The organism is Paenibacillus algorifonticola, assembly GCF_050481745.1.
Lineage (GTDB): Bacteria > Bacillota > Bacilli > Paenibacillales > Paenibacillaceae > Pristimantibacillus > Pristimantibacillus algorifonticola_A.
Genome location: NZ_JBCNGR010000021.1, coordinates 140,241 through 153,358, shown reverse-complemented (window position 1 = coordinate 153,358; position 13,118 = coordinate 140,241). Strand labels below are relative to the sequence as shown.

General features: G+C 49.4%; 8 protein-coding genes. 1 reads left to right on the top strand and 7 read right to left on the bottom strand.

Translation table 11 applies throughout. The annotated features are described in order from the left end of the window. From ABEW34_RS19500 to ABEW34_RS19475, 6 genes are all read right to left on the bottom strand, one after another. On the bottom strand, positions 1–1,475 hold a 1,475-nt coding region (locus ABEW34_RS19500), incomplete at its 3' end, for an Ig-like domain-containing protein (protein ID WP_430160951.1). 229 nt (positions 1,476–1,704) lie between these two features. Next, positions 1,705–4,881, bottom strand: a complete 3,177-nt coding sequence (locus ABEW34_RS19495) for an MMPL family transporter (RefSeq protein WP_430160950.1) — start codon at positions 4,879–4,881, stop codon at positions 1,705–1,707. Next, positions 4,878–5,351, bottom strand: coding sequence for a MarR family winged helix-turn-helix transcriptional regulator (locus ABEW34_RS19490; protein WP_430160949.1), 474 nt, complete (start codon positions 5,349–5,351; stop codon positions 4,878–4,880). The genes ABEW34_RS19495 and ABEW34_RS19490 overlap by 4 nt, the downstream gene beginning before the upstream one ends. Positions 5,352–5,634: 283 nt before the next feature. Further along, positions 5,635–6,519, bottom strand: a complete 885-nt coding sequence (locus tag ABEW34_RS19485) for a hypothetical protein (RefSeq protein ID WP_430160947.1) — start codon at positions 6,517–6,519, stop codon at positions 5,635–5,637. 311 nt (positions 6,520–6,830) lie between these two features. Continuing rightward, positions 6,831–8,852, bottom strand: coding sequence for an ABC transporter ATP-binding protein (locus ABEW34_RS19480; RefSeq protein ID WP_430160945.1), 2,022 nt, complete (start codon positions 8,850–8,852; stop codon positions 6,831–6,833). A gap of 45 nt (positions 8,853–8,897) precedes the next feature. Further along, positions 8,898–10,646, bottom strand: a complete 1,749-nt coding sequence (locus ABEW34_RS19475; RefSeq protein ID WP_430160971.1) for an ABC transporter ATP-binding protein — start codon at positions 10,644–10,646, stop codon at positions 8,898–8,900. Between the two features lie 650 nt (positions 10,647–11,296). Here ABEW34_RS19475 and ABEW34_RS19470 point away from each other — a divergent pair. Then, positions 11,297–12,400, top strand: coding sequence for a diguanylate cyclase (locus tag ABEW34_RS19470; protein ID WP_430160943.1), 1,104 nt, complete (start codon positions 11,297–11,299; stop codon positions 12,398–12,400). A gap of 157 nt (positions 12,401–12,557) precedes the next feature. Here the strand turns inward: ABEW34_RS19470 and ABEW34_RS19465 are convergent, their stop codons facing one another. Continuing rightward, entirely contained in the window at positions 12,558–12,794 is a 237-nt protein-coding gene (locus tag ABEW34_RS19465; RefSeq protein ID WP_430160942.1) for a cold-shock protein, read from the bottom strand. Positions 12,795–13,118 lie beyond the last annotated feature (324 nt).

The window sequence follows — 13,118 nt, the reverse complement described above, 5'->3', positions numbered from 1 at the left end:
ACAGGCGGATCATTCACCGGTGTAACAGTCACGGTAATGGTGCTGGTCGCCGTGCCTCCATTGCCATCGCTAACCTCGATCTTGAATACATCTTGGCCATAATAATCCGCAGCTGGAGCATACTCCCATGCCCCCGTTGACGCATTGACCGTTGCCGTTCCGCTGGCTGCCTGCTGCGACACCGAATACGTCAGCGTGTCGCCATCCGCATCCATTGCTATCACCTGGCCCGTCGTATTGGTATCCTCGTCGGTCGTTGCCGTATCGTCCGACGTTGTCGGAGCCACATTGACGTTCACAACCGTTACACTTATTGTGCTCGTTGCTGTGCCGCCATTGCCATCACTAACCTCGATTTTAAATACGTCTTGACCGTGATAGCCCTCATCCGGGTCATATTCCCATAATCCGGTCGCCGGATTGACCGCTGCCGTTCCATGAGCTGCCGGCTGCGAAATAGAGTAGGAAAGCGCATCACCTTCCACGTCGCTTGCCCTCACCTGACCCGTCGTCTTCTCATTTTTATTAGTTGTCGCGGTGTCGTCGCTCGTAACAGGCGGATCATTCACCGGATCGACGGTGATTGAAACCGTGCTTGTCGCCGTCCCCCCTTTGCCGTCGCTAACCAAGACCTTAAATACGTCCTGACCGTGATAATTCGCATTCGGAGTATACTCCCATGACCCCGTTGATGCATCGACCGTTGCCGTCCCGTTCGCTGCCTGCTGCGACACCGAATAGGTCAGCATGTCGCCGTCGTTGTCGGAGCCAGCAATGTTACCAGTTACGAATTCGTCCTCATCTACCGATTCCGAATAGTCTGGCACGGTTGGAGCTTGATTCACAACGGTTTGTTCATAGACAATATACGGATCGGCATCAAACCGATACCGATCAACATTGGTTCCATTCAAGCTTTCTGTGCCTGTAAGAAAGAATGTTAGCATTCCGTTCGAAGCGTTATTGAAATAAGTCGTGACATCGAAGGAAAGCAGCTTTCCAGCGACAACTCCACTCATCACACTATCCAATAGTTCGTACTTGCTGGGAGTATTAAGCACATCACTCATGCTAGGCCAGCCTGTATGCGCGTTCTCCACACTGGTTGGAAGGGGCGTCGTCTTGTATGCCCATACTTTGGCGATAGGCGTTCCACGAACAGCCAGATCCTCAGCTCCACCACCAAGGTCGTTGCCTACCTTAATTCGCAAGTAAACCTTGTAACCGGCAGGTGCGCTCGCCGTTTTGTTGAATCGCACAAAAGCATGATACTCCTTCGTGCCTCCATCCTGAAGTCCAATGAAATAAGGAGCCCCGGTATATGCCCCGTATGTAAAATCGTGTCCTGTTATTTGGGCAAGTGCCGGACCGGGCAAGGTGGCTGCATGCGCCGTTCCAGTTCTGATGAAGCCGCCGAATATAAAATGGATTGCTATGATAGCAGTCAATAAACCTATGAATCCCTTCTTCTTCACGCTTTCCTCTCCTTATCCTTATGCTTTTTCATATCCAAATCCAAATATTATCAAATCCCATTATTATCGCCCTAATTATACCAATTGCCTCTGAACGCATTCTGAACGCATTCTGAACGAGGAGCCAACCGCTGCATCTGCCAAAATAGTAATTTCTCTGCCGCCAGTACACAAAAAGCCTCCTTATCCAATGGATAAGAAGGCTTAGTGAATGGTTCATCTCTTAATCTTAGGAATGATGCGAAATATCCTTCGTCGTTGAATAACGAGCCTCGTGCTCGCTCTCATTCATAAACGGCCAGTAGTTGGCTTTGCCGAACATGCGCACCATAACTGGAATGAACAGCGGCAGCATGATGAGCGCGTACATGAACAATCCGCATAATACGAGTGTCGCGATTTGCAGCAAGGACATAACACCTGAAGGCAGCATCGCCGCAAAGGTACCTCCCAAAATAATCGCAGCCGACATAATGACGCCACCCATGCTCTTCATCGCTTTCAAAATCGCTTGGGTTGGCGAAAGATCGCGATATTCCCGAAAACGATCCATTAGGAAAATGCTATAGTCGATGCCCAGCGCAACCAGCATAACGAAACCGAAGAACGGAACCGCCCAGCTGATGCCCGAGTTGCCGAGCAAGCGAACGAAAATCACTTCTGTTATCGCCATTGACGTATAGAAGGTCAATAAAAGCGATGCCATCAAATAAAGCGGCATAACGATGGAGCGGAACAAGATGATCAAAATAATCGTAATGCCGACCAGCATCAGCATCATCGTACGAGAGTAGTCCTCTTTAGAAATATTGTTCAAATCATGGTTGGAGCTGGTTACTCCACCCACTGCATAATCAGCCTGCGCATAGGCTGTCCCCTGAAGTGCGCGGCCAACTGCGGCATTCAGATCTTCGATTTTCGCCATTGTCGCCATATCATACGGGTTGCCGCTAAAAATAACATCGAATTTAGCGCTCATCCGATCTTCGGACATATAAACATCAAGAGCCTGCTGGAATTCCGGCTTCTCAATCGCTTCCTGCGGAATAAACCAGCCCGTCATTTGTTTATTTGGCGAGGATCCAAGCTCGCTCAAGTAGTTCTTCGCCGACCCGAGACCGTCGCTTACCTGCGTGATGCCATCCACGCTTTGATCAAGTCCGTCCGTCAACTCGCTGAGCTGACCGTTCAAATCAGCAAAGCCTGCTTGCAATTCGGATTGCCCGCTTGCCAGCTGGTCAGCACCCTTCGTTATGTCAGGAACCTTCGTTACAATTTGCCCTTGACCGGCCGCTGCCTGAGCAATGCCCTGCTGAAGCTGGGAAATGCCTTGTGCCAGCTTCTCCAAGCCCTTTGCAAGCTCGCCTTGACCAGCTGCCGCTTGGGAAAGTCCCGCATTCGCCTGCTTCAGCCCCTCAGTAATGCCGCCCAACTGTCCATTCATTTGCGTCAGCTGCTCGCTAAGCATGGCCGCTGACTGCTCCATTTGGGAAGCTGCGCCTAGCACCTGCGCATAATCAGCATCGGCTGTCAGCTCAGGATACTTCTGTCCCAAGCCGGTGATGCCTTGGTGAAGATCAGCAAGCCCTCCTGCCAGCTGCTGCTGCCCAGCTGCAATGCCGCCGTAGGCTTGTGATAGCTGGCCGACGCCCGCTTCCATCTTCTCGTAGTTTGCCAACAGCTCTTTGCTGGCTGCTGCCAGTTGGTCGGCGCTCGTTTTCGCCTGCTTCAAGCCTTCAGCAAGCTCACCTGCTCCAGCAGAGCCATCATTCAGCCCTTGCTGAATGCGTTTCAAGCCATCTCCAAGCTGTACAATGCCGCTTTTCAAATCCTTCGTTCCCGCAGCAAGCTTGCCTGCGCCTTCCGCTGCTTCATTAAGCTTTGGCTCGTTTTCGCTCAGCTTGGTGCTGGCTTCAGCAAGCCCGCTGCTTATTTTTCCAAGGCCTTCCTCGCCTTTATCAAGGCCATCCTTCAGCGTACCTACTTGATCTGATACCATGAGATCGTCAAGCTCTTCACCAGTGGGACGAGTCGCACTGCGAACAAGCGCCACGCCTTCAACCTTCGAAAGCTCTCGGGTAATTTGCTCAATGGCAGCAAGCCCATCCGTTGTATCCATCGGTACTGCTGTTTTCACTACAACCGTTGAAGGCAGCGATTCACCAGGCCCGAAGCTTTCCGAAATGAGGTTAAAAGCTTTCACTGAATCGTATTTATCACCAATTTCATCAAGCGAGTTAAAGGAAACATTGCCTTTGTACGCCACCAGAAAAGGAACCGTCAGCACCATAACGACAACCAGTGCCCAAAGCGGCTTGCGCAGCGAGAAGCTGCCAACCGCTCCCCAGAGCCCGCTCTCCTTATGCTCAAGCGAGCCTTTCGACGGCCAGAACAGCTTGGCGCCAAGCACCGACATAAAGAACGGAACGATCGTAAACAAGGCAAGCAGCAAAATCGCAATACCGATCGCTACCGCAACCGCCGAGCGATACAGCACGAAGGTCGAAAAACCGATGGAGGCAAAACCAACAAATACCGCAAGACCAGAAAACAAAACCGTTTTGCCCGCTGTCTTATAGGTTGCCAAAATCGATTCCTGGATATCTCCACCCCGATGCGCCAGCTCTTCCTTAAAGCGGCTGATCAACAAAATGCAATAATCCGTACCAATCCCGAATAAGACAGCAACGAGGAAAATTTGCGTAAAATTCGAAAGTGGAAAATCAAAATATTCCACAAGAAACGCCACGATGGATTGGGACAGCAAATAAGTAAAGCCCACCGTCAGCAATGGCACAATCGGCGCTACAGCCGAACGGAATACGAGGAATAAAATAATCAAAATAAAGCCCACGGTTATAAACTCCGTCTTCTTCAAGCCTTCTTGCGCGCTGGTTGCGACATCGTCACCGATAATCCAGCCGCCCGTGTAGTAGTGCGTCAATGGAACATCCGAAACGGCGCTGTAAAGCCCCTCTCGTATCCCGGACAAATCACCGCTAGAGGTATCCACCTTCACCAGCACGAGCAGCGTCTTGCCATCCTCGGACAGCATTTGCTTCTTAAGCTCTTCCGTATCAAAATGTGTCGTAACCGACGTGATATGATACTGTTCCTTCCCTGCCTTCAGCTTCTCCACGCCTTGCTTGGCCGCAGCAAAGTCAGCATCGGACAAGCCCTCCGGATCATGGAACACAAGCACGGTAGAAGAGCCGTTGCCCGCATCCTTGCCGCCAATCTCCTCGATCATTTTCTCGGCAATCGTGGAAGAATACCCTTGCGGGACAGACACTTGCCCCTTTTCACGAACGAGTCCTTCCATATTAGGCGCACTCACCATTAATCCGACTGTGACAAGCAGCCATACCAGCATAAGTACCCATCTTAGCTTGATTACCATCTTCATTGCTCTGTTTCTCCTCCTTCTATCCCGTATGTGCCAGACATAACTTTGGCCAGCTTCTCATAGGTAGTAATAAACTGCAGTGCTTCCTGCTCATCAAAATGCTGAATATGCAAGGCCAGCATCTCTTGAATTTTTATCTCGGACTGATCGGTCAACTGCTTGCCCGCTGGCGTTAGCTTCAAATAAGTAACCCGCCTGTCCTTCGGGTCCTGCTGCCGTTCAATGAGCTGTTTATCGAATAAACGTGTCGTAAGTGCCGTAATGGAGCTTCGTCCCACGCAAAAGGTATCCGCAAGCTCGGAAGAGTTCGTCTTTCCCTGCTTGCGCAAATAACGAAGCACCGAATATTGCTCGACCGTAAGCCCCTCCGCCATCGCTTCTCGGAACAAGCTGTTTATTTGACGATTGACGGCAAAATAGGTCGCCTCATACCGTGCAATAATGTCCAGCATAAGTTTTTGATCCACCATCCCGCTTCCTCCTTTCCATTTATGCTTTCTCTCTAAATGGTTCTACGATGAAATAGTTCACTGATAGAACTATATCAAAAACCGCCCGAAAGCGTCAAGCGGCTATTATAAAAAAATGCATAGGCTCGGTCTATAACAGCTCGCTCTATCTCCTAATATCACAATGCAAAAAAGCCGCGAGGCGGCTAAAATAACCGTCTCGCAGCTTCTTCTATCTTACATTTATGCTTTCCCTTGCTCCTGATGCTCTTCCTGGTCCTTATGATTTCCCTATGCAATCAGCTTAAGCCGATTGATCAGCCGTTGCGGCTGTATCCGTAGATTCAGCTGCCGCATCACGCTTCCCATGCTTGCCTTGATGTCCCGCTTTGTCGTCTTCCGGCTTCTTGAACTCGCCGTTAACGAACTGGGTAACTCGCTCGGTCAGCTCAGCAATTTTCGCATCATATTGCTCCTGCGTCAGCTTGCCATCTGTCAGCGCTTGATCAAGCCGCGCTTTTTCCTCGCTAACCTTTTGATCGATGACCTTCTGCACATCAACGCCTTTTTCAGTCGCGATGTCAGCAAGCGATTTGCCAGCCTGCAATTCCGTTTTCAGCTCGTCGACTGTCACACCGAGAACGGCAGCCGTTTCCTCGCTTGCGAAGCCACCTTTGCCGAATCCGCCTTTGCCGCCGCCATGCTTTCCGCCTTCACCGCCAAGGCCAGCTTGGCCATTCGAATCCAATATTTTATCAGCTATTGCCGAGCTATCCCATTGCTTGTCTGCTTTTGTCGCACCCAGCGTCTTGTCTGAATTTTCACTTTGAAGCTTTTCTTGGCGAGCAGCAGCAGCTGCATCAATCCATTCTACCAGCTTGGCCTTCAGCGTCTCGCGGTCTACGCCCTGAGCGGAAGCGACCTCGGCAAGCGTTTGCGTTTTGAGCTGCGCATCCAGCGTCGCTTCATCAAGCTTTAAATATTCAGCAAGCTGCGTTTTCCACTGTCCAAAACCGAAAAATCCACCCTTGTGCTTGCCTGCCTCGCGCGTTGCTCCGCTTCCTTCCGCACTGCTTTGAGTGCTTGTATCCGTTGAAGCGGCATAGATAGCCGGTATGGCCAGCGCACCTCCGCCTAACACCAGCGATAATGCAATTGCGCTTGCGACGATCGTTTTCGTACCCTTCATGACTGTATTCCACCTTTCAATTGAATTTGCCTTACATTTCCTATCATAGGCATCCATTCTTAGCCCAGTTATAAACCTAGCTGAATATTACCTGAAAATCGTGAGGATTTATTCAGAAAGCTAAGCGAAGAAGGCTATAGCCGTCCTCTGGCGGCAAAGCTACCGTTTCGAGGGTGAAATATAAGCCGATTATAAGTGTAAAACTTATAATCGGCTTATATTTCAACAAAAAAAGACGGAGCCTCATCAGCTCCGCCGTGCATCCTATATGATCCCGTTCCCTGCTCTTGCTGAAAATAAAGCTTTCAGCTCTACGCCGTTACAGGCGCTCCCAGCTGCAATTGATACATCGCGAAGTATTTGCCGCTATGCTCCATCAGCTGATCATGATTGCCCCGCTCAACGATCTCTCCATGATCCAGCACCAAAATTTGATCGGCCTGGCGAATCGTCGATAGGCGATGGGCAATAACGAACGTTGTGCGCCCTTTTTTGAGCACATCTAGCGCCTTCTGAATAATCGCTTCCGTCTCGGTATCGATGCTCGCAGTCGCTTCATCCAAAATCAGAATCGCTGGGTCATACGCGAGCGCCCTTGCAAAAGAAATCAGCTGGCGCTGTCCCGCAGACAGCGTGCTGCCCTTCTCGATAACCGGCGCATCAATGCCGCCGGGAAACTGCATAAACATATCGTAGGCGCCTACATCGCGCAGCGCCTGCTCTACCCGCTCCCGGCTAATTTCCGGGTTGCCTAGGCTGACGTTCGACGCGATCGTTCCCGTGAACAGGAACGGGTCCTGCAGCACGATGCCCATATGCTGACGCAGCTGCTGCTTTGGAATATCCCGTACATCATGGCCATCGATTAAGATGCTGCCTTGTTTTAAGTCATAGAACCGGAACAGCAGGTTGAGAATCGAGCTTTTGCCAGAACCGGTATGCCCCACAAGTGCTACCGTCTCGCCTTGACGAGCGACGAAGGAAATGTTCTTGAGCACATAATCTTCTTTTTTATAGGCGAAGGTGACATCCTTGAACTGCACTTCACCCTTGTAGCGCTCGATTTTGCCCGTTGCAACGTCAATGCCTTCTTCATCCATCAGCTTGAAGACGCGTTCTGCCGATACGCGTGCGGTCTCCAGATTGGACAGCTGGTTCACCACGCCGACGATCGGCTGGAACATCCTGTTCATGAGATCAATAAAAGCATACAGCGTACCGACGAGCAGCACCGTGCCGAACCAATTGCCCCAGAACATCCAAATGACAACAAGAAACAAAATGTTGCGGATGACCTGAACCATATTATGCGAGGTGATGGAATTTAAATGAAGCAGCTTGTTTTGATATTTAAAATAATGATCATTCAGCTCATCAAACTCCTCCATCATTTCTTTCTGGCGGCGGAAAGCTTGGATGATCGGCATCCCTTGAATGGCCTCATTGATCATGCCGTTAATTTCGCTGAGCTTAGCTCGAATCACCTTATTGTAATGCGCCGCGAAACGGCGATATACCTTGATCCATACGAGCAGCAGCGGCACAAGCGGCAGTGCAAACAGCGCCAGACGCCAGTCGAGCAAGAACAATGCTACATAGATCGCCGACATATAAATGATGGCTGAGAAAAAGTTCGCCAATACCGAAACATACAGCTCCCGCACCGCCTCGGTGTCATTCGTGATGCGCGATACGACTTGGCCTGCGGCCAGTGTATCGTAATAATTGACGGGCAGCCGCTGCGTATGCTCGAATACATCATTACGCATGCGGCGGACGATGCTGTTCGCTGACGTTTGCAGCAGCAGCCTTTGGCCATAAGTCAAAAATCCGCCTATGAGCAGCAGCACGCAATAAAGCGCCGCAAGCTTAATAATGCCAGGTGTTTCCGGCTTGTAGAAGGCGAACAGCTCTTTTGCGGACAAGGCGGTTACAGGAAAAGTAGCCACCTCTCCTGTCGCTTTGCTCGTAAAGGTCATCTGCTCCCCCTCTACCTTGCGTTTTCCATCCTCGAAGGGCAGCTGCCCTTCAAGCCAATAAAACGTTCTTCCCGACTGCAATATTCGCACACTATCGCCCTGCGGCTCTCCGGCCGACAGGTGATCCACGCGTTTGTACCATTTTCCATTATGCTCAACCGCGAAGCTGTCTTGCTTCGCCGTCTCATACCATGTCTTCTCAATGCCAAGTATGTTTTGGTCGATCATGCGCTTGGCAATGAACGGTCCCGCAAGCTCTGCGGTTACCGCTAACAGCAGCAGCACAAGAGCTCCAATAATCGGCTTCTTATATAGCATGGCGTATTGAAACAATCGTTTACCTGTTAAGCCCATTGTCCCTAGCGCCCCCCATTTCCTTCACTTTTCGTACGTTGCTTATTAGGACTCAATGCTCGACTCCAACTGCTGGCGGTCATATTGCTCCCTGTACCAGCCGCCCGCTTGCAGCAGCTCCTCATGAGTGCCCTCCTGCACAATGCGGCCCTCATCGAGCACAATAATCCAATTCGCATGCTGAATCGCGGATAAGCGGTGCGTCGTAATAAGCGTCGTTTTGCCCGCACGCTCTGTGCGGATTCCCTCGATAATTTCCGCCTCCGTCTTGCCGTCTACGGCAGACAGCGCATCATCGAGCATTAGAATTTCCGGATCGGCGATGAGCGCACGCGCAATACTTACACGCTGCTTCTGCCCGCCTGAAAGGGCAACTCCCTTCTCACCGACCATCGTCTCCAAGCCATCTGGCAAATACTGAATATCCTTGGCAAAGGAAGCACGCTCCAGCGCACGCTGCAAATCCGCATCGTTTGGCTCGCCCTTCTTCCCAAACCAGATATTGTGGCGAATCGAACGGGAGAACAGCACCGGCTGCTGCGGCACATAGCCGATCCAGCCGAGCAAGCGCTGAATTTCCAGCTTGTCGATGGGCACATTCGAGACGGAGATATCTCCGCTGCCAATCGGATATTCCCTCAGAAGCTGCTTGAGCAGCGTCGTCTTGCCGCTGCCTGTGCGGCCAACAATGCCCAACGTCTGACCTTTGCGTATCGCGAAGGAAACATTGACCAAATTATCGACCTTCGATGAAGGATAGCGGAATGTCACCTTACGGAATGCAATCGTCTCCGGCTCTTCCACTGCGACTAGATCTGCAGCATCCTTTACATCCGGTTTGTAGTTCAGTGATTCGTTAACCCGATCAAGCGAAGCATTGCCCCGCTGCATAACATTGATCAATTCTCCGATCGCAAGCATCGGCCAGATGAGCATCCCCAAGTAAATATTGAACGAAACCAGCTCACCCAGTGTAATTTCACTTTTGAATACCATGTAGCCGCCGTAGCATAGACCGATTAAATAGCTGAGGCCGATGAGAATTTTCATCGTTGGCTCGAACAGCGCATCGATCCGGGCAACGGCAATATTTTTCTCATAAACTTCGTCCGTCTTGCGGCTGAACTGCTGCTGGCTCGCTTCCTCCTGTACGAAGGCACGAATGACGCGCACGCCAGACACCGCCTCCAGCACCTGATCATTCAGCTCGCCGAAGGAATCCTGCGCCTCCATGAATCGGTGGTGGATTTTGCCGCCGAAATAGCTCATCGCCAGCGCCATAAGCGGCAGTGGCAGCAGTGCAGCAAGCGTCAGCTTGAAGCTGATTGTCGCAATCATCACCGCCAGAATGGTGAACATAAAGAAGGTCGAGTCAATAAGCGTCAATATGCCGAAGCCTGCTGTGTTAGAGACAGCCTTCAAGTCATTCGTCGCCCGAGCCATCAAATCGCCAGTACGATTGCGCTCAAAAAAGGTCGGCGACATTTTCATAAAATGCTTCATCAGTTGGGAACGCATAATGCGCTCCAAAAGAAAGGACCCGCCAAATAATTGATAAAACCAAATATAGGACATGATATAACCTACAATTGTTATGGCAATCCAACCGCCAATGATCAAATAAAACTCTTTGTCAGCAAGTGAGCCTTGCGAAATGCCATCGATGGCATAGCCCGTCATCCAAGGCGGAATAATATCCAATACGCCAACCAGAATAAGCAGCACGCCCGCTATCGCGTAGCGCTTCCAATCCATTTTGAAAAACCATCCAAGCTTCTTAAGTACGATAAACATAGCGCTGCTTTGATACCTCCCCATATCCATCCAAACGTTTATTTTTCCCACAAGCGTAAACGGCTGAAGTCGTCCTCTAGCAGCTAAGCTACCGTTTCGCGATGAAATATAAGCCCATTATAAGAGTGATACTTATAAATGCTTATATTTAAAAAAAAGGAAACGCATCGGTTACACGATACGCTTCCTTCGCAAGCAACATCGACCTATAGCGGGTCGAAGGCATTGAAAAAGGCGCACGGCTGCATCGAACGCAACCATACGCCTTTGATTTATGGGAAAGCTCCCTTATTCATCAAAGAGAATTAACGCACGGATGGATTACGCTCATTAAATTCATATTTACAAAATCAAATTTCTTTCCTAGATGTACAGTAAATTTACGCATGAGACATAATCCTCCTTTCCATTTGTTTAATCTTCTGCCACTTTACCATCGCTAGTAAATGCTGTCAATACCTTATGTTGAAAATAGTTACGCCCATTTTACGGGTTTTCAAGGTTCGTTTTACCTCAATAAACAATTTTCTACAGGAAACCTCTAAATTTCGCATGAATAAGTGTCGAATTTGCAGGATAGCAGGAATGGTCTGTCGAAGCTATTCAGCTAGCCATCTAACGAAAGGCACCATTTTGGAAAAGAGGCAGATATGTTCAGTCTATCTTCATTACCCCGCCATGATTCATCAAGCTGGTACCGCATTATGCTCAATGTGTATTGGGTGTTATGTATACTGGCGCTTACCTGTCAATACACGATATTTGCTCTCCAAAATACTTCATCGGAAGATACCTTTTTTACAAACCGACTATTTACTTATGACATCCTGTTACAAAACATATTTCTGCTTGTCGTCATGGTATCCCTTGAAGTCATTATCCGCTATGCGAACCGCTTTATTGAAAAAGCACTCATTATCGGCGCTCATCTCATTACGATGAGCTTCTTATTTTTTTTAAATGCACAGCTTTTAACGGCACCCGCCTTGCTGCTGCTTCCGATGCTGATTACGATTTTATTTTTGCGGCCGTATTATTTATTTGTTTCGCTGCTCGTCTCGATGCTCTACCTGTTTTATATTTATTTTTCTTATTATTACAATGAAGGATTTACTGATCTCGATGCCTTCTTCTTCGCGGGTATTCTAATTACGACAGCGCTAGTAGGATTCGCCATTATTCAACGGGCGAGAGGCTTGCTTGTCACGCTCAACCGGACGCTGAAATCCGAGCAGGAGCTGCTGATCAAAAATATCGTGATGGATCGGATGTCGAAAATCGACCCGCTTACCGATCTTTATAACCATAAAACGTTTCACGAATATGCGGAAAAGCTCATTGAGTACCAAGAGGTTAATCCGTTCAACTTCCAGCTAGCGATTATAGACATCGACAACTTCAAGCATGTCAACGATACGTATGGGCATTGGGTTGGCGATATTACGCTGAAGCAGATGGCGGCGACGCTGCTGAAGCACTTGAAAACCGATGATTTCGCTGCCCGTTATGGCGGTGAGGAATTTATTCTCATCCTTCATGAAGAGAGTCTGGAGAAGGCGCTTGCGCTCGTGGAGGAAATTCGGGTGTCCATCTCTCAGACCAAAATCGCCGAAATGGACAATCATTCCGTCACCGTCAGCATTGGCCTGCATGAGCATCTCCCTGGCGAATCCAAAGGAACGAGCTTCCAGGAAGCGGATCAAGCCCTCTATGAATCGAAAAATAGTGGCAAAAATAAAACGACTATCCGATAACTTGCCTGGATAGTCGTTTTTGTGCGGGCCTCCAGCTAGCGTACGTTCCCTCTACGCGCCATAAACATTTAGAACAGCAGCAGACTCTCTTTGGCGATTTGCGCAAACAAAGGGCGCCCATTGGGCGCCCTTTGTTTGAATCCACCATTTATTCGGTTTATTCCGTAACGGGCATGCTGTTTTTCGCCCGATTTATATCATTGGAGTTGACGAGCTGTGGCAGCATCTTCTCGGATTCTTCCATAGGAGAATTACATTGCAGGCAAGTAGGCGACTGCTCGAACGAAAAGTTTGCACGCATCCAGCCATTGCAAACATCACTCGTACAAGCCCATATTTTCGTGCTGACCTCAGGGACTTCCTCTTGAAACTTTTTCCGACTATAGATCGTCAACGCCTCCTTTAATTGGACATGCTATTGCCATGATAATCCTGTTCCTGCTCCTAGCGTTTGATAATTCACGAAATTCCATACATAGGAATTGGACGCAATTTATTACCAGCCGCCCCGAGCCCAAGCAATGAATCGTTGTACAACTGATCGGTACGCCTGAATAAGTCAAGCCAAGGCACCCTGTCCTTCATTCGCATAAAGGATGTATATGCAGTAGCGAGCGATTTTATTAAAATATAAGAAAGTATAAGTTTTCTCTTTATACTTAGCTTATATTTCACCGCGAAACGTTAGCATTACCGCCAGAGGACGGCGACAGCCGTT